16 protein-coding genes are annotated in these 16,204 nt (G+C 67.6%); 5 read left to right on the top strand and 11 right to left on the bottom strand.

Annotated elements, in window-relative coordinates:
• The first annotated feature begins 157 nt into the window (after positions 1-157).
• On the top strand, positions 158-535 hold the full coding sequence (locus tag ABD209_RS00320; protein WP_344060452.1) for an iron chaperone: 378 nt from the start codon (positions 158-160) through the stop codon (positions 533-535).
• A 38-nt stretch (positions 536-573) separates the two neighbouring features.
• Here ABD209_RS00320 and ABD209_RS00315 read toward each other — a convergent pair whose 3' ends face one another.
• From ABD209_RS00315 to ABD209_RS00305, 3 genes are all read right to left on the bottom strand, one after another.
• Positions 574-1,890, bottom strand: a complete 1,317-nt coding sequence (locus ABD209_RS00315; RefSeq protein WP_344060449.1) for a right-handed parallel beta-helix repeat-containing protein — start codon at positions 1,888-1,890, stop codon at positions 574-576.
• 178 nt (positions 1,891-2,068) lie between these two features.
• A complete protein-coding gene (locus tag ABD209_RS00310) occupies positions 2,069-3,514 on the bottom strand; it encodes a plasmid pRiA4b ORF-3 family protein (protein WP_344060446.1) in 1,446 nt (481 codons plus the stop codon).
• Positions 3,515-3,686: 172 nt separating this feature from the next.
• Positions 3,687-4,265, bottom strand: coding sequence for a TetR/AcrR family transcriptional regulator (locus ABD209_RS00305; RefSeq protein WP_344060443.1), 579 nt, complete (start codon positions 4,263-4,265; stop codon positions 3,687-3,689).
• Between the two features lie 92 nt (positions 4,266-4,357).
• On the opposite strand from ABD209_RS00305, the gene ABD209_RS00300 reads away from it, so the two are divergent.
• Positions 4,358-5,776 (top strand): NAD(P)-dependent oxidoreductase, encoded by a 1,419-nt coding sequence (locus ABD209_RS00300; protein WP_344060440.1) that lies wholly within the window; start codon positions 4,358-4,360, stop codon positions 5,774-5,776.
• A 166-nt stretch (positions 5,777-5,942) separates the two neighbouring features.
• Here ABD209_RS00300 and ABD209_RS00295 read toward each other — a convergent pair whose 3' ends face one another.
• The 3 genes from ABD209_RS00295 to ABD209_RS00280 form a co-directional block, all read right to left on the bottom strand.
• Complete coding sequence (locus ABD209_RS00295) at positions 5,943-6,419, bottom strand: pyridoxamine 5'-phosphate oxidase family protein (protein ID WP_344060437.1); 477 nt, start codon at positions 6,417-6,419, stop codon at positions 5,943-5,945.
• Positions 6,420-6,924: 505 nt separating this feature from the next.
• Entirely contained in the window at positions 6,925-7,647 is a 723-nt protein-coding gene (locus tag ABD209_RS00285; protein ID WP_344060434.1) for a hypothetical protein, read from the bottom strand.
• A 151-nt stretch (positions 7,648-7,798) separates the two neighbouring features.
• Complete coding sequence (locus tag ABD209_RS00280) at positions 7,799-8,215, bottom strand: DUF6318 family protein (protein WP_344060431.1); 417 nt, start codon at positions 8,213-8,215, stop codon at positions 7,799-7,801.
• A gap of 411 nt (positions 8,216-8,626) precedes the next feature.
• Here ABD209_RS00280 and ABD209_RS00275 point away from each other — a divergent pair, with 411 nt between their 5' ends.
• Positions 8,627-8,803 (top strand): hypothetical protein, encoded by a 177-nt coding sequence (locus tag ABD209_RS00275; RefSeq protein ID WP_344060428.1) that lies wholly within the window; start codon positions 8,627-8,629, stop codon positions 8,801-8,803.
• A gap of 124 nt (positions 8,804-8,927) precedes the next feature.
• Positions 8,928-9,056, top strand: a complete 129-nt coding sequence (locus tag ABD209_RS00270) for a hypothetical protein (RefSeq protein WP_344060425.1) — start codon at positions 8,928-8,930, stop codon at positions 9,054-9,056.
• A 13-nt stretch (positions 9,057-9,069) separates the two neighbouring features.
• On the opposite strand, the gene ABD209_RS00265 is transcribed toward ABD209_RS00270, so the two are convergent.
• The 5 genes from ABD209_RS00265 to ABD209_RS00245 all read right to left on the bottom strand — a co-directional run bounded on the left by ABD209_RS00265 (position 9,070) and on the right by ABD209_RS00245 (position 15,397).
• Positions 9,070-9,759 (bottom strand): Pr6Pr family membrane protein, encoded by a 690-nt coding sequence (locus ABD209_RS00265; protein ID WP_344060422.1) that lies wholly within the window; start codon positions 9,757-9,759, stop codon positions 9,070-9,072.
• Between the two features lie 89 nt (positions 9,760-9,848).
• Positions 9,849-11,570: an amidase gene (locus ABD209_RS00260; RefSeq protein WP_344060419.1), complete on the bottom strand. Its 1,722-nt coding sequence runs from the start codon at positions 11,568-11,570 to the stop codon at positions 9,849-9,851.
• Between the two features lie 13 nt (positions 11,571-11,583).
• Positions 11,584-12,945 carry an APC family permease gene (locus ABD209_RS00255; RefSeq protein WP_344060416.1) on the bottom strand — a complete coding sequence of 454 codons (1,362 nt, stop codon included), beginning with the start codon at positions 12,943-12,945 and terminating at the stop codon, positions 11,584-11,586.
• 8 nt (positions 12,946-12,953) lie between these two features.
• Positions 12,954-14,600 (bottom strand): amidohydrolase, encoded by a 1,647-nt coding sequence (locus tag ABD209_RS00250; protein ID WP_344060413.1) that lies wholly within the window; start codon positions 14,598-14,600, stop codon positions 12,954-12,956.
• Positions 14,600-15,397 carry a nitrilase-related carbon-nitrogen hydrolase gene (locus ABD209_RS00245; RefSeq protein WP_344060410.1) on the bottom strand — a complete coding sequence of 266 codons (798 nt, stop codon included), beginning with the start codon at positions 15,395-15,397 and terminating at the stop codon, positions 14,600-14,602. The genes ABD209_RS00250 and ABD209_RS00245 overlap by 1 nt, the downstream gene beginning before the upstream one ends.
• A gap of 417 nt (positions 15,398-15,814) precedes the next feature.
• On the opposite strand from ABD209_RS00245, the gene ABD209_RS00240 reads away from it, so the two are divergent.
• The coding region (locus ABD209_RS00240; RefSeq protein ID WP_344060407.1) for a hypothetical protein at positions 15,815-16,204 on the top strand (390 nt) is incomplete at its 3' end.

The following is a 16,204-nucleotide window of genomic DNA, read 5'->3' as shown; positions in this document are numbered from 1 at the left end:
GCAGGTGGACGGCGAGCCGGGACGCCTCGGCCACGAGAATGGCACGGCGGGGGCTCAAGAACTGCCACGGCGCGGACTCCGACGCCCGGGGTGAGCCGCGGCATACGGTGGATGGCGAAAGCAGCGACGCAGGCGACAAATCGAGGAAGAGAGCGCCATGGAAACGACCGCGCACAGCGACCACCCGGTAGCCGACTACCTCGCCACCCTCCCCGAGCCGCGCCGCGCCAGGATCACCGAGATGTATGCCGTCGCCCGCGGCGTCGCCCCCAACTCGACCGAGGGCTTGAAGTACGCCATGCCGGCTCTCGTGGTGGCCGGCAAGGGAATCCTGGCGATCATGTCGACCGCCAAGCACATCGGCATCTATCCCTACTCCGGCAACGTCGTTCAGGCTTTCGCCGCGGAGTTGGCCGATCTGGGCATCCCGACGACCAAAGGCGCTATCCAGCTCCCCGATGACGTCGACCTGCCTGCCGAACTCCTCACCCGGATCGTCACCACGCGACTGGGCGAGGTGGGCGGCCGCCCCTGATCGGGGCGGCCGGTCGGCTAGTCAGGATGGCGCTCGGGTCAGCAGCCGGCGGTGGACTGAGGCGGGTTCTTGTCGGGGACGGCGGAGGAGCCGTTCCACTTGTTGCCCCTGGCGCTCCAGTAGTTGGTCAGGTTCTTGCTGAGCCAGATGAAGGGCATCTTGTTGCTGGTGAAGGTGCCATTCATCATCGCGCCGACACCGAGGGCCTTGGCATTGCCCACGGCTCCGGCCGTGGTGTTGCACGTCACGATCGAGAGATAGGAGCTGCTGGCCAGCGACGGCTGCGCGAGACGGGCATCCATCAGCCGGAAGCCGAAGCCATACGTCCGGTAGCCCGTGACGGTGTTGTACTCCCAGCGGTTGCCCCAGCCGGACATCTGGTCGTTGTAACCGATGGCGACATTGGTGACCGTGTTGTGGTGGATATAGTTCCAGCTGCCGTCGACGTCGGTGTTGATGCCGCGTCCGTCGCCGGGCAGGTCGTGGACGCGGTTGCCGGTGACCTCGTTGTAGTCGGCGGCGCTGCCGAGGCGGATGCCTTCCTGCATGAAGTGGGCGGCCTTGGAAATGGCGATGTCGGAGACGTCATTGCCGGTGATCTTCCAGTTGTTGGAGAAGGTCATCAGCCAGATGCCCGGGCCGATGCCGCACGGGATCTTGGAGATCTTGCTATTGCTGATCACGCCATTGCTGGTCAGCGCGCCGTAGATTCCCCGGCCGGTCAGATTGTTGCCGATGATCTTGATGCCGTCGGCGGAGTCCATGTCGCCGGCGCCGGTGACCTTGCGCAGGTAGGCGATCTGGCCCGACAGCGCGGCAGGGTTGCGAGCGCCGTGGCCGGGGACCGCGCGGCGGGTGAGGTAGTTGTTCTTGTTGACCAGGTTGGTCAGCCAGCCGTAGGCGCTGTTGGATTTTTGGCCGTTGATCCAGATGCCGTTGTTGATGTTCAGGCCCTCGATCTGCCAGTAGTCGGCGCCACCGCTGATCGTGAAGGTCCGGTCGCCAGCGGGCTGGCTGTTGGTGCACGACTGAGGCTTGGAGGCATAGGTGACGTTCACCGGGCCGTTGCCGGCGGGGATGATGCGGATCGGGGCAGCGGCGGTGCCGGAGTTCTTGATCTTGACCCTGCCGGTGTAGGTGCCAGCGAGGAGCTTGATGACAGTGCCGGGGGTGGCCCGGTCGACAGCGGCCTGGATGCTCTCCAGGGGCGCGCTGCGGCTGCCGTCACCGCGGGCGTTGCCGCTGGGGCTGACGTAGATCTCCTTGCTCTGCGCGCCCGCAGGGGCGGCGCTCGCAAGTGCCGCTGTCGCGCTCAGTGCGGCCACGGCGGACAGGGACAGGACTCGATGGGACACGGGCTTGCTCCGGGGGGTTTGGCGCAGGCGGTAAATCGCGGGTTGCGGCCACGCTGCGTGCGGAGCCGGTGCTCCCGCCACATCGGATGACGCGCGGGCCGCGACCGGCACGGGCGTAGGCAGGCTAACCGCCGTTGGCCGAATTCCTCAAGACCGGGACGTATGTTCGATGGGTGTCCTAGGTTCTTGGCCACAGCGCGCGACGCGCCAGCGCGCGGGGTGCCGGCTCGGCATACGCCGTGAAACCGGCGCGGGTGGCGATCCTGCCCGGGAGCAACGCGCGCTGCACGCGAAATAGGCCAGGCACCCCGTATTGGAACCCGTGCGGGCTCCCGGAGCGCCACCCGATGTCCGTGAGCAACCTGCCGACCGCGGTGGTGATCGTGAAGGGCCCGGCCTCGGACCCGGTGCCGGGCGAGGTGCCTCCCGCGACAAGGAGCAGGGTCACCGCAGCGGCATGCTGATCGAACTGCTCGCCGGTGTCTAGGAGGTAGTTCGCGATGGCGTCGAGCAGGGTCTCCCGGTTGCGAACAGCCTTGCGCCCCAAGGGGGTCAGGACCAGACGCCCCTTGTATCGGCGGATCAGTCGGGCGGCCGCCGCGTCCTCGCGCAAGAGATGCACTTCAGGTGTGTTTTGCTCGCGATTCCCCTTCCCGAACTCCCAGCCGAGGCCGCTCTCGTGCCACAGCCGTTCGCAGTGCGCGGGCGCGATCCAGCCCGCCGCGGTCAGTGGGATGCCGTCGGGGTGGGCCAGGTCGAGGATGGTCTGCCATGGGCGGAGCAGCGCAACCCACTGCTCGTCGCTGACGGAGACGTCGCGTCGACGATGAGCCGCCAGGAGCAGTTCGAGCAACTCGGTGCGAACGTCTGGGGTCGTCCGGCTGACGAGCTCTTCGACCACTGGGTGTGGGGTCGGCAGCCGGAGGCTGTCGCCCAGCCGTGAGAGTTCGGTATTCACGGCGTCGATGGGGAAAGCGTCGGGATCGGTCCCCTCGGGCAACCAGCCGGCATACATGCTGAGGTCATCGATCAACGCGTGCGGGTCGGGATCGGCGCGCAGCGCTGCCGCGAGGGCATTCCAGGTCCCTATCCCACCCACGTCCTCGGGTGGGCAGGACCCAGCGCCGTCGAGGCACCGGGCTGTCGGTACTGCGTCCGTGGCCGGTCGACTGCTCTCGAGGGTGAGGTGGTGGACCCAGTCGTCGCCGAAGTCGTAGACATAGGTCAGCCCGTCACCCGGGGCGCACAGCACTTGGCCGAGGCGGGCCGAGGATTCGGCCGTCCCGTCCGCCTCGTCGTATGCCGTGACGAACCACGGCGGTTCCGATGGGCCTGCACCGGGGCCGCCAAAGTGGTGGAGGTGGCTGTCGGTCCACCCCATGGCGACCTGAAGAACCGTATGCACGTGATCGAGGGTCAGGGTGTCCCGCACCTCCACCCGCCGCCAGATCTCGGGCTCCGAGCCAACAAGCGCGACGTGAATCGTTAGCACTCTTGGTGCGCCAGGTGGCGGCAACTCGATCGAGCGGTTGCGTCGACCCCAGAGTTGATCGGCGATCGCCTGCGCTGTCGGGGCGGCGTTGTCGGCGCCCGGAGCACCGAACCGCGGGGCATTGCGTGTCATGCCGCCCAGTCAAACAAATATCGTCAGCGGCGACTCTTGTCGCCGCACCAGGGTGGCCTGGACAGCTGCCGATGTCGTCACCCGCTTGCCTGTCAGTGGGCAGCACGCCACGCCGACGCTGATCCGCAGCAGGCGCGCCGCGGCGGTCGTGCAGCGCTTGCGGGCATGGTCGTCAGGCAGGCGCAGCGAAGAGCCGGCGTAGTTGTCGGCGCACCGCGCGCAACGGCTCGGTGCTGCCCTCGGCGCGGGCGAGGACGAGGGCGCCTTCGAGGGCGGCGATGAGCATGGTGGCGCACTCGCGCGCCCGGGCGGGGGGCACGTGCATCTCCCGGAGCGCCAGGCGAATGGCATCCTGCCAATCCGTCAGAGCCACTCGGCAGGCCTCGCGGACAACTCCGGCAAGCTGTCCGTCGGCCACCGTGCCGGCGACCGGGCAGCCGGACGTGACGCCGTCGCGCTCCAGATCGGCGATCCACCAGGAGAAGACGGCATCGACGAGACCCTGCGGGTCTGGCTTGCGCGACCGCGCGAGATAGTCGCGGACCTGGTGGACGGCGAACTGCCCGGACCAGGTGACCGCCTCGGTGAGCAACTGGTCTTTGCCGCTGGGGAAATAGTGCGTAAAGGACCCCCACGGGGCATCCGCGTCCGCAACGACCGAACGCAGCGCCATGCCATCCGCGCCGTGCTCACGCAGGTGCCGCACGCCTGAGAGCACGATGCGGTCCCGGGGGCCGGGGCGAGCTGCCACCATCTCCTCCTTCGCTGTCGACGTTGGTATGGACTATGACAATCGTACTAGATGTGTCACTATGACAAACGTCCTAGAGTCAGGAGGATGTCATGACATCGGTGGGTCTGATCGGCCTGGGCATTATGGGCGAGCCCATCGCCCGCAACCTGGTGGCGAGCGGGCTGCCGCTGACGATCTGGAATCGCTCGTGTGCGCCCGTGGAACGGCTGGTGGCTCTGGGCGCGCACGCGGCCTCCTCGCCGGGGCAACTGATCGCGACGTGCGAAATCGTCTTTGTCATGTTCATCGACGAGAAGGCGCTGGACGAGGTCCTGGGCCGCGGCGCGAGCGGGCTCGACGCCTTCGCGGGCAAATCTTTGGTTCAGCTTGCGACGACATCACCGCAGTATTCCGCTGCACTCGGGCGCGATGTGCTCGCCGCCGGTGGCCGGTATGTCGAGGCGCCCGTGTCGGGGTCGCGCCTGCCCGCCGAGGCGGGGGAACTCATCGGAATGCTCGCCGGAAGCCGCGCGGACGTCGACCAGGTGGAGCCACTGCTGGCGCCGGCGTGTGCGCGCATCGTTCGGTGTGGAGCGGTCCCGGCGGCCATGACCACCAAGCTCATCGTCAATCACTTCCTCATCACCATGGTCTCGACACTGACCGAGACCCACCTGCTCGCCCAGCGCGCTGGTGTCGACGTCGAGATCGTCCGCGACATTCTCGACGCCGGGCCGATGGCGAGCGCGGTGTCGCGCGCCAAGTTGGCCAAACTGTCGGCCGGCGACCTGACTGCGCACTCTCGCCTCGACAATGTGCGGTGGTTGACCGAGCGGATCACGGACATTGCGCTGCGGGCGCGTGTGCCCACACCATCCCTGGACATCAGCCGGCGGCTACTCGCTGAGACCGAGGCCCGAGGTCATGGAGCGCTCGACCCGATTGCGGTCATCGACACGCTCGCCGAGTGGGGCCCGTCCGCTCAACTGGGTGACGGTGGCGAGGCGGTGGCCAACGATGCCGTCCGCGGCGAACAGGACGTTCGCGCCTGGTTCCGACTCGCATCGGCGGGATTTCAAGCCGTGGTGCGCGCACTGCCCGTGAGTCGTCTCGACGATGCTGGACTCGGGAGCTGGAGGTTGCGCGATCTGCTCGGGCATACGACCCGCGCCTATCTGACAATAGAGTCCTATCTCGCGGCGCCCGACATCGGGGGCCCCCGGATCGCCTCTGCCACTGACTATTTCGCCGCAGCCCGGACGGCAACCGACGCCGCCTCGGTGGCGGCTCGAGGGGTCGCGGCCGGCGTCGAGTTGGGTGCCCATCCCTGCGACATGGCGCTCACCATCGCGCGCCGGGTCGAGGAACTCGTGACGACATCGTCCGGCGACGAAACGGTCTCGACACCCTTCGGCCGGATGCGACTGGCGGACTACTTGGCGACCCGAGCTCTCGAACTTACGGTCCACAGCGCGGATCTCGCCCGAGCCCCTCGGTATCGACCTCCCCGCCGAAACCCGCGCGGCTAGTGTCCCGGCGCTGCGGCTGTGTGCCGAACTCGCCACGGACGCCACGGCTGCGGACGCACTGGCCGCGCTCACCGGCCGGCCTCTCACTGGGACCATCTCGGTGCTCTAGCGAGCGACTGGCCGACCACTGCGCCTGCCGTTGTCGATGCCGCGCCTGAACCTTGGGTCAGAGTTCGACGACGGGCGCGTCGCCCTCGTCGGCGGCCTTGCCGCCCAGTAGGCCCTTGGCCATCTTCACCAACATGGGCACCTTCCCCGGGGACTCCCAGTACTGCGCTGTGTCACCCGTGATCTCGAGGAGGCCGCTGTTGGCGTCGTCGACATCCGTACTCATGAATGCCGACGCCGAGGCGTCCCACAGCTCCTTGAGCTTGGCGTCGTCGCGGCTCAGCCGCGCGGTGCCGGACAGGGACACCCAGCCCTTGTCGCTGGCATACGCAACGTTGACGTGGGGATTGGCGAGGATGGCCCGGACCTTCTCGGTCGCGACCTCGGTGATGAACCAGACCGTGCCGGGATCCTCGAAGTCTTGAGTGCCCATGGGCGTCGAGACCAGTCGGCCCTCGGCGTCTTGATAGGTCAGGATCGCGATGCGGGTCTTGCGCATGATGTCGGCGATCACGTCGCGGTCGTCGGTTGCCATGCCGGGCTCCTTGGGTCGGGTGCCTTGACGCTAACGCTGTTTCGCCGTTGTCGGGCCGATAGCGCTCAGCCGCCGTGCGGTGGCTCATGAGAGGCGAGGTCAGCCGTCGCCGGGCCTTCGATCCGCGTGCCGTCGGCGGCGAAGCGCGAGCCGTGCAGGGGCAATCCCACGAACGCTCGATGTCGTTCCACGCGAGTACGCCGCCGAGATGCGTGCAGACGTCGCTGACACGGCAGGTGCGGTCGTCAACGGTCGAGAGCGCCGTCGGGCTGAGGGGATTGCCTGTCACGTGACCCTCGTCGTCTGCGGGGGTTGGGATCTGACGTCCTGCCCGGGATGGCGAGCTCGGTTCGATCCGCGAGGAGGTGAGTCGCGCCGAAAGGGGGGCATTGGTGCCGTGTCGATCAGGTCGAGAGCACCGGGCCGCCCACGACCAGGCGGGCTCGCTCACGCCAAAGTGTTCGCGCGTCGCGTCGTCGCGGCGGCAGTCTCGGCGTCGGCAGCCTCAATTGCCAGGGAGGTAGAGGTGATTGCGGGCCGTCGTGACCCGCAATTCCTCCGGCGTGCCGGGGATGGCGACGGTGCCGGGGATCTCGATCCAGTCGGACTCATCGATCGAGACGTAGCCGCGATAGACGGCGTCGGCGCGAACGGTATGGGTGCCGGCGGACGGGTAGCTGTGCACGATGTCGCCAGTGGGATAGGGGCCTCCCGGGCTGGTCGTCGGGCCGGAGGTGGCGCCGTCGCCGTAGTCATAGGTGACCGAGTCAAGGGTCGGGCGGACGGTGACAGTCATCCCGAACCAGTCGCGCGGGTTGAGGACGTCGAGCTCGTCGGGCTGAAAGCCCGCCTTCGGCCATTCGAGCTCGAAGTAGGTGGGCAAGGTGACGAGGGTCAGGTTGTGCTCGGGCTGGATGTGCAGCGCGGGCGTCGCCAGGGTTGTGCGGTGGAGGGCCGCCGCGAGGGCATCCATGTCGACCTTGCCGGGGATGAGGTTGGGATAGCAGGTGTAGCCCTGACGCTGCCACGGAGTGTCGGGGGTGATGCGCCGCTGGAAGACCCAGACGGCTGGGCCGTTGCCGGGCTTGTCGTTGCAGTAGATCTTCATGACCGTGCACTCGACGCCGCCGGGCTCTTCGGGTGCGACGCCACCGCAGTAGGGGGAAATGCCGTAGTCGTAGAACTGCTGCGGTGTCCCAGGGACATGCCCACCTTCAAGTTCAAGCATCGGGTCGCGACTAAGAAGCTCTTTCCATCTGTTCCACACCGAAAGCCACAACCAGACCCGTCTGCGGACGCGGGTGCGATAGATGCGGCCGCGGTGCCCGCTAGCCATAGCAGGACAGCCGAAGAAGCACGAAGTAGTCCTCGTGGCCAGGTCATACGTCCACCACGTTCTGCACTCGCCAGCCTGCGTCAGTCCACTTGAGCAACACGCGAAAGGTCACAGGCGAGGCAGGTGATGCCGAAGTCAACTGCCCATTGGGCTCCACGATAGGGACCTCGTTTTGGCGCCCAGACAACGTCACCCAAGGCCTGTCGAGGTTGGTTGTCGAGGTGGATGCGCTCTTGATACTCAAGACAGCCGACTGGTAGCGACGGCCATCGCGGGCCAGCTCGGAAGCTTCCTTTTCGTAGTATTGGCAAGGCTTGCAGTCAAGGGTCCCAAGGGATCCGATGACTCCGGCTTGGGGCTGGGCATAGGCGTAGTTGGCGAGGTCGAAGAAATAGCGCACGAAGGCTTCGGCAGATCTGGCAGTCTGACTCTTCGCGGCGGCCGGGAAGTCGGGCTTCACTGGGACATACCCGGTGGTCGTTGACGATGACGTGGTCGTTCCCGTCGACGGCGTGCTGCTCGATGTCGGGGAGGGCGGCGTCGTGGCCGTTGTGTTCGAGGTCGAGGGGCTCGGGTCTGCGGCGCCACCGTCGCAGCCGGCCAGCAGTGCCATGCTCGCCACACCGGCGAGCGCGACCCGCGCCCGTCCGGTGTCCTTTTGCCTTCTTGCACGTTTCGTGCTCCCCCATCGCGACCCAGCCCTCGCTGGTCGTCTCGGAGAAAGCCTGACCCAGGATCGCGAATCCCGCCACCGGAGGGCGCGACTTATCCACAGGACGGCCGCGCTGCGCCCGGGCGCCCGTTCCCACGGTCGGTAGTGCGGCGTGCTTACCGCGAACCCGACATCGATCGTGTCGTTAGGGTGCTCTGCGTGAGGCGCCGCATCGAAGGGCCACCGCGGCCCGCTGCCACTCGGCGGCTGGCGCGGCCGTTCACGCTGGTCGGGTTGGCGGTTGCACTGTGCGTGCTTGTGCTCTCAGGTGTGGTGGGCTTCGGCACCAGCCCGCAGACCGCTTTCCTGTTCATCGGTATGGCGCCGTCGCGGTGATCCTCCTCGTCGCGCTGTCCATGGCCGGCTACCGTCCGGGGGCCGGCGTGGCGCTGTGGGATGCACCGGTGGTGGCCACCTTGGTGGCTCCTCTGAGCCTGCTCGCCACGGTCGTCACGCCGGCGTGGCTTCAGAAAAGGGTGCGCTCGACGGGTGGTTCGTCGCGTCGCCACTCGTGATCTCGACGCTCTGCTTCATCGCCTTCGTCATCGGCCGGATGGGCTACCGGGCCCTTGCCGCCGCTGCGGACTGAGTTTGCTCTCGTTTCAGCGGGTGCTGGTGCGGCGCCGAATCACCAGGTCGATCCCCCAGTAGATCAGCGCGACGAGCACCCCGAAGACGAGAATCTGCCCGATGGTCGCCGCGACCGCCGGATACCCGTGGGCGCTGGGGTCGACGAACTCATAGGGGTAGGCGCCGACCACCGCCCCCCGCACGAGCATCCAGGCCACCCAGACCGTCGGGATGATGAGGGCGCCCGCGACCACCCGGGAAGAGAACCAGCCACGTGGCCCCCAGATCACGAAGACCAGCACTGTGACGGCGGGAACCACAATGTGCTGCAACGGATTCGTGAAGGCCGACCACCCCGTTGGGTGCTCAGTCGGGGCGAGCAGGAGGGCATACACGATCGCGGTGACGGTGATCATCAGCAGGCTGTCAGCTCGCAGCACGCGTCGCCAATAGGTGTCACTTTTCGGTTCGCGCCACAGCAACCACATCGCTACGGCGACAACGACATTCGACCACTCGGTGAAGTAGCTGACGGTGTCCGACAACCGCGACCATGCGCCCGCGACGCCGGCCGGATAAGGCGGCCCGTAGACATTGCCGACGGGTGGGACATCGGCATACTGCCCGAGACCGGAGAGGGCGAGGACGAGCAGGAAGCCGCCGCCTGCCAGCAGCGCATTGAGCCCGTATGCCGTTCGCGCCGCCGCCGCGGGAGTTCTCACGTCGCGAAGACTAATAGGTGGGCAGCGTGGATCTCACCATGACAGTGGCCGGGCGCTACGCCCACCGTCGGGAGCGCCGACATACGCCCTCAGCTCGGTAGTGGCGGTGTGCGCGGTGGCGGGACGCGACGTGGGGCAATTGCCTCGATGGCTGCGGCCAACTGGAGGAGGGAGGTGTCGGCATACGGCAGTCCGGCGATGGTGAGGCCGACCGGCATCCCGATGTCGGCCAGCACGCCCATGGGGATGGTCACGGTCGGGATGCCGAAGTGGCGCCACACGAGGTTCCCGTTGGCGACCCAGACGCCATTGCGCCACGCGCGATCGGCGGATACCGGGTCGACGTCGGCGTCGGCCGGGCCGACATCAGCAGCAGCGGGAAGGAGCACGGCGTCCAGGCGGTGAGCGGCCAGCCAGTTGTCGTAGTCCACTCGTCGAGTCGCCTCCAAACCGGCGAGCCCCCTTGCGAGCCAATCGAGTTCGGCAAGTGGACCGCGTGGATGACGGCGGATGTAGTCGGGTAGTTCGGCGACATTGTCGGGATAGTCGTCATAGCGGTCGGTCAGCGCGCCCGGCGGGAGAGGGAAGATGCGCTCGCCGTCGACGTCCTGGAGGCGGTGCAGCGTGGGATCGGCATTGGCGTCGAGGAAGTCGTCCCACGCCCACGCGGTCAGGTCCCGGACCTCGCGCAGCAGATAGTCGTGAGGGACCAGGCCGCGGGTGGTGATCTTGAATGCGCCCGGCCGGTCACCCTCGTAGTTGGAGACGAGCGGGAAATCGACCAGTGCGACCTCGGCCCCGGCCGCCTCCAAGTCGCCGCGGACAGACTCCCACAGGGCGAGCACCGAAGCCCGCGTCTCGATCCGCTGACCGGTCGGGCCGCCAACGCCAGGATCGGGAGCGGTGCCAGCGGCGGGATCGGCGTTGACGTACATCGAAGGAACGCCGAAGCGCTTGCCCCGCAGAGTTTCCCGAGCCCTGTCCTGGGTCACGGGAGCGAGCCCGGCGTAGGACGCTGGTCGTATGTCGGCGACGGACGGGATGTCCTGCCAGGGTTGCGTCCGCCAGAAGTCGCCCCTGTGCTCCTCGTCGTCGGCGACGAGCACGTCCAGAACCGCGAGCAGATCAGGCAGGGAACGGGTATGCGGCACAACGACATCCATTGTCGGCACCAGTGGCCAGTTGCCACGCAACGAGATCAGGCCGCGTGACGGGGTGTAGGCACACAACCCGTTGTTGGAGGCCGGCGCCCGGCCGGAGGACCAGGTCTCTTCGGCGAGGCCGAAGACCGCGAAACTTGCCGCGGTCGCCGTCCCCGAGCCATTGGACGACCCCGAGGCGAAGGCAGCTGTGAGGTAGTCCGGGTTGTAGGGGCTCTCGGCGCGCCCATAGATACCCCGCTGCATACCGCCATTCGCCATCGGCGGCATATTCGTCAGCCCGATGAGCACCGCGCCTGCCGAGCGCATCCGCTCCACGGCATACGAATCGCGTTGCGCGACAAGGTGCTCAAAGGCAGGGGAGCCGGCAGCAACGGTCAGGCCCCGGACGCAATAACTGTCCTTGGCGGTGTACGGAATGCCGTCGAGCGGTCCGAGGCTCTCGCCTCGAGCACGGCGTTCGTCGGATGCAGCCGCCTCGGCGAGCGCGCCCGGATTCGCGACCACGATCGCATTCACATGCGGGCCCGCCCGGTCGTATGCCGCGACCCGCGCCAGCGAAGCGCGCACGATCTCCACGCTGGTCGTCTCGCCACGAGTCAGAGCTGCGGCGAGCTGCGCGATCGAGGCCTCGACCACGTCATACGGCATGGGGCTCGCCCCCTCATCCTTCGAACTCGACCTGCGGCGGCCGACGACGGAAGCCGCCGGTGATCAGGGCCAACCACGCGATGCCGACGGCCAGCCAGATCAACCCGGTGACAAGAGCATTCTTGGACAGCGAGGTCCACAGCCATACGGTCAGTGCGAAGCCGATCAACGGAAGAACCAAGTGCGGCAGTGGGTTTCGGGACTCGGGGTGATCGAACCAGTAGTGCTTGATCACCGAGAGGTTGACGACCGAGAAGGCGGTCAGGGCGCCGAAGCTGACGATGGAGAAGAGCAGGCCGAGGTCGAGCCAGAGCCCGGCCAGCGAGACGATCGAGACGAGCAGGATGGCGACCAACGGGGTGCGCCAGCGGGCGGCCAGCGCGCCGAGGGCGCGAGGGAGCGTGCCGTCGCGGCCCATGGCATACAAGATGCGGGTGACCGACGCCTGGGAGGTGAGGGCCGAGCCAAATGCGCCCGCGACGTATGCCGCGGTGAAGGCGAGGGCGAAGGTGTTGCCACCGAGGTGCGTCATCACTTCTGTGGCACCGGAGTCGACGTTCTCAAAAGTGGTCGAGGGGCGCGCGACCTGAGCGAGCCAGGCCAGGATGATGAAGAGGATTCCGCCGCCCACCGTGACCAGGAGGATGGCTCGCGGAATGTCGCGGCGTGGCTCAGTGGCCTCTTCCGCCATGGTGGAGACCGCGTCGAATCCGAGGAAGGACAGGCAGAGAATGGCGGCGCCCGCGAGCACCGGTCCCAGGCCCGCGCCGTTCGCGCCGTGGTCACCGGTGAAGGGCAGGCCGGCCTGGATCGAGCCGCCGGCCATCGTCTTGATGGCCAACACGACGAAGCCGACGACGAAGACGGCTTGGATCGCGATGATGATCGAGTTGGCGCGGTCGATGGTCGTGATGCCGACGACATTGAGGATCGTGACGAGGGCCAGCGAGCCGAGGAAGCCGACCCAGATGGGGACCGACGGCCATTGCGCCTGGATGAAGAGGCCGATCACCGCGTAGTTGACCATCGGCAGCAGGATGTAGTCGAGCAGCAGGGCCCAGCCGGCCAGGAAGCCGGCATGCGGCCCGAAGGACCGGGAGGTGTAGGTGTAGGCCGACCCTGACACGGGATAGGCCTCGACCATCCGGCCATACGAAAAGGCAGTGAAGAGCATCGCGGCGAGCGTGAAGACATACGCGAAAGCGACTCTGCCGCCGGTGATTTCGGTGACAATGCCATAGGTCGTGAAGACCGTCAGGGGCACCAGATAGGCGAGCCCGAAGAGCGTCAGCCCCGGCAGGCCGAGCGCCCGCTTGAGGTGGACGTCACTGCTCACCTGCAGGTCCGAAGAGAGGTGGTGGGGCGAGTCGGTCATCGAATCTCCTACGCGTCGAAAGTTGACGGGGCAGTGGTTGATTGGACAGGGCGACCCGCGACCCAGGTGCCGGTCACGCGGATCGTGTCGAGGTCGCGTGGGCGGTCAAGGGTGCGCGGATCCGCCGAGAGGACGGCAAAGTCGGCGTCGCACCCGACCGCGAGCCGCCCGGCAGCTCGGAAGGCTTGGTAGGCGACCGCGGCTGTGTAGCAACGGAATGCATCCGTCGTGGTAAGACGCTGGTGCGGCGTCCACCCGCCGGCAGGTTCTCGCTCGGCGGTCTGACGCGAGCAGGCGACGGCCATGCCCTCGAGCGGGTCGGCCGAGGAGACGGGCCAGTCCGACCCGAAGCTCATCGGGATGCCCAAGGCCCGCAGGCTCGCCCACGGGTACTGCGTGTCGGCGCGCTCCTCCCCGAGCCGCGGGACGGTGAGGACATTCATCAGGGCGTCCAGTTGCGACCACAACGGCTCGGCGTTTGCGATGACGCCGAGGGTGGCGAGCCGGGTGCGGTCGCTCTCGTCCACGAGTTGAAGGTGAGCGAGGACCGCGCGGCGATCCCGTGGTCCGTTGGTGGTGTGGGCTGCTTCGAGCGCATCGAGCGCCACTCGCACCGCGCGGTCACCGATCGTATGAATGTGCGGCTGGAATCCGGCCGCGTCGACGTCGGTCACGGCGCGCTTGAGCAACTCGGGTTCCCACACGAGCATGCCGAATTCGCCTGGACAGCCGCAATAGTGGTGCAGCAGAGCGCCGGTCGCGTTCTCGACGACACCATCGGCGAAGAACTTCACCGTGTTTGCGGTCAGGTGGGGGTGGCCGAGTTCATTGACTCGGCGCCGGGTCTCCTCGAACGTAGGGAGTTGGTCGGGCCAGTGGCGGGGATCGGCATACAGGGCAAGGTTGAAGCGAATCGGGAGGCGGTCTTGGCGGGCAGCCTCGAGGTAGACCTCAACGGTCTCCGGCTCGACCCACGCGTCCTGCACCCACGTGACTCCGAGGCCGGCATAGGCGCGCGCGGCCCATTCCAGGGCACGGAGCTTGGTCTCCATGGGCCAGTCGTGGGCAACGGCGGTGATGAGGTCGACGGCGCCCCACTCGCGTAAGGTGCCGAGGACGGAGCCGTCGTCGCGGCGTGGAATCTCACCGAGGATGGGTTCCGCTGTGGCGGAGGTGATTCCGGCCAGCTCCAAGGCGCGGGTGTTGACCCACATCGTGTGGTAGTCCCAGGCGCGCAGCGCTACAGGACGATCGGGGACCGCCGCGTCGAGCCAGCGAGCATCGAAGAGTCCCTCGGGCGCGAGGCTGGAGTCGTAGGACGCGGCGGTGATCCATTCGGCGTCCGGGTGGGCGCTGGCCCAGCGGGCGACCTCCGCGACGATGCCCTCGACGCTGTGTTGTGGGCGGATCTGCGGACCTTCCCGCTCCAGCCCGCCGAAGAGCGGGTGCGCGTGCCCGTCGCCGAAGGCCGGGACGAGCACGCCGGCGGCGATGTCGACCCTGTCCAGATCCGGTATGCCGGCAGCGTGGTCTCGCGCGTCCGCGTCGATCGCGAGGATTCGGCCGTCGGCGACCAGCAGCGCATCGACTTCTCCCTCGGTTGGGCACCAGAGGTGCCCGGTGAACAACGTTGGTGCCGTTGGGGTTTCGGACATCAGTTCTCCTGGGAGAGGCGGTCGTAGAGCTCAGGTCGTCGGTCGATCAGATAGGTCGCCTCGCGGCGGCGCTGGGCGAGATCGTCGGTGTCGATGGTCATGAGGATGAGCGCTTCGTCGTCTTCGCCGGCGCGGACGGTAGCCCCTTCCGGTGCGGCGATCGTGCTGGATCCGACGTATGTCGTGCCGCCCTCGGTGCCGTGGTGGTTGGCGTAGGCGACATAGAACTGGTTCTCGAAGGCCCGCACCGGGATGACGTGCTCGTTGATGAAGTGCCAGGGCGTCATATTCGCCGTCGGGATGGCCAGGAGTTGGGCGCCGGCCAGCGCGGCGAGGCGCGCCGGCTCGGGGAACTCGATGTCGTAGCAGATCAGGGTGCCCACGGTGATTCCGTCGACGTCCACGACGAGCGGGCCGTCGGTGCCGGAGCAAAAGCGCGAACGGTCGAGGTCGCCGAAGAGGTGCATCTTGCGATAGACCCCGCGCAGGTCACCGGTGCGGTCGACGATGGCGGAGCAATTCCAGGTCTGATGGTCCTGCCGGAGGGCGAGCCCGACGACGAGGGCCAGGCCGGTGTTGTGAGCGATGCGGCTGAGGTCCGTCAAGAGCTCGGGGTCGGTGTCATCATCCGTCAAGGCGCCGATGTCGTAACCGGTGAGGCTGAGCTCTGGAGTGACGAGGATGGTCGCCCCCCTGGCGCGGGCGGTGCCCGCGGCGCCGGCCAGGCGCGCGAGATTGGCTCGCCGGTTGCCCACCGTCGGCGCCATTTGCCACACCGCCACCGCCGCGCGTGCCATAAGGCTCACAGTAGAACTGCCGACCTCTGGTACCAGCCCGCCGCGCCTGTCGAACCTGCCTCATGAAGTATGCGGGGGACGTCCCGTTCCGATGTTCCCCGCAGTCCGAAGTGCGCCGCAGTCGGAAGTGCGGGAAGTGCGCTGCAGTCGGAAGTGCGCTGCGTGCTGCCGAGGACCGCTGATCCGTTCTTGACGTCGTCTGGGGCCCACGCTCTGCCTGGTCAGGCCGGGGCAACCGCTATTGACCGCGCTGGCCGAAGGGTTCTCGGTGGTCTGCGGCATGATCGACGCCACGACGCGCGACGCTCCACCCGGTCGTCGCGGCAGCCTGCCCGAACAACGGAACCCATTCTCCCACAACATATTTCACCAGATCCACCCTTGCGACGCCACTCGAACAGGAGTACGATTAATACCATGACGACCACCCCGATCAGCACCCCACGCGAGGCCGGCGACGCGCCGACCCTCGCCACGGTGCTGACACTGGTCGACCACGCCCGGGACACGCTGGCGCGGCTGCGGGAGGTGACCTGGCAGGCCACCGGGGCCGGGCTCGCGGACGCCCTCGCCCGGCTCGGTGAACTCGCGCTCGCGGTCGACGCGGCAGAAGTTGCGGTAGTCGCGGACGCCCTGGACCGTGGAGAACCAGGCGGGGGTGCGCTGCCCTTGTCGCCGACCGACTGGGTCAGCGCATCGTTTCGGCGCTACCCCACCGGACGCGCCGCGTCACCACTTGTGAAGTTGGCGGACGGCGTCCGGCTTGGCGCGGTTCCGGCTTGCCTGGCCGACGCCGTCCTCGACGCG

Origin of the sequence: Nostocoides vanveenii, from assembly GCF_039531165.1 — a bacterium.
In the GTDB taxonomy this organism is placed as follows: Bacteria; Actinomycetota; Actinomycetes; order Actinomycetales; family Dermatophilaceae; genus Nostocoides_A; species Nostocoides_A vanveenii.
This window is presented reverse-complemented; position numbering and strand designations above follow the sequence as displayed.

Excerpts from the sequence above, each read along its gene's own strand:
- ABD209_RS00320 (WP_344060452.1), top strand. The coding sequence starts at position 158 with ATGGAAACGACCGCGCACAGCGACCACCCGGTAGCCGACTACCTCGCC.
- ABD209_RS00310 (WP_344060446.1), bottom strand. The coding sequence starts at position 3,514 with ATGACACGCAATGCCCCGCGGTTCGGTGCTCCGGGCGCCGACAACGCC.
- ABD209_RS00300 (WP_344060440.1), top strand. The coding sequence starts at position 4,358 with ATGACATCGGTGGGTCTGATCGGCCTGGGCATTATGGGCGAGCCCATC.
- ABD209_RS00295 (WP_344060437.1), bottom strand. The coding sequence starts at position 6,419 with ATGGCAACCGACGACCGCGACGTGATCGCCGACATCATGCGCAAGACC.
- ABD209_RS00285 (WP_344060434.1), bottom strand. The coding sequence starts at position 7,647 with ATGCTTGAACTTGAAGGTGGGCATGTCCCTGGGACACCGCAGCAGTTC.
- ABD209_RS00260 (WP_344060419.1), bottom strand. The coding sequence starts at position 11,570 with ATGCCGTATGACGTGGTCGAGGCCTCGATCGCGCAGCTCGCCGCAGCT.
- ABD209_RS00255 (WP_344060416.1), bottom strand. The coding sequence starts at position 12,945 with ATGACCGACTCGCCCCACCACCTCTCTTCGGACCTGCAGGTGAGCAGT.
- ABD209_RS00250 (WP_344060413.1), bottom strand. The coding sequence starts at position 14,600 with ATGTCCGAAACCCCAACGGCACCAACGTTGTTCACCGGGCACCTCTGG.
- ABD209_RS00245 (WP_344060410.1), bottom strand. The coding sequence starts at position 15,397 with ATGGCACGCGCGGCGGTGGCGGTGTGGCAAATGGCGCCGACGGTGGGC.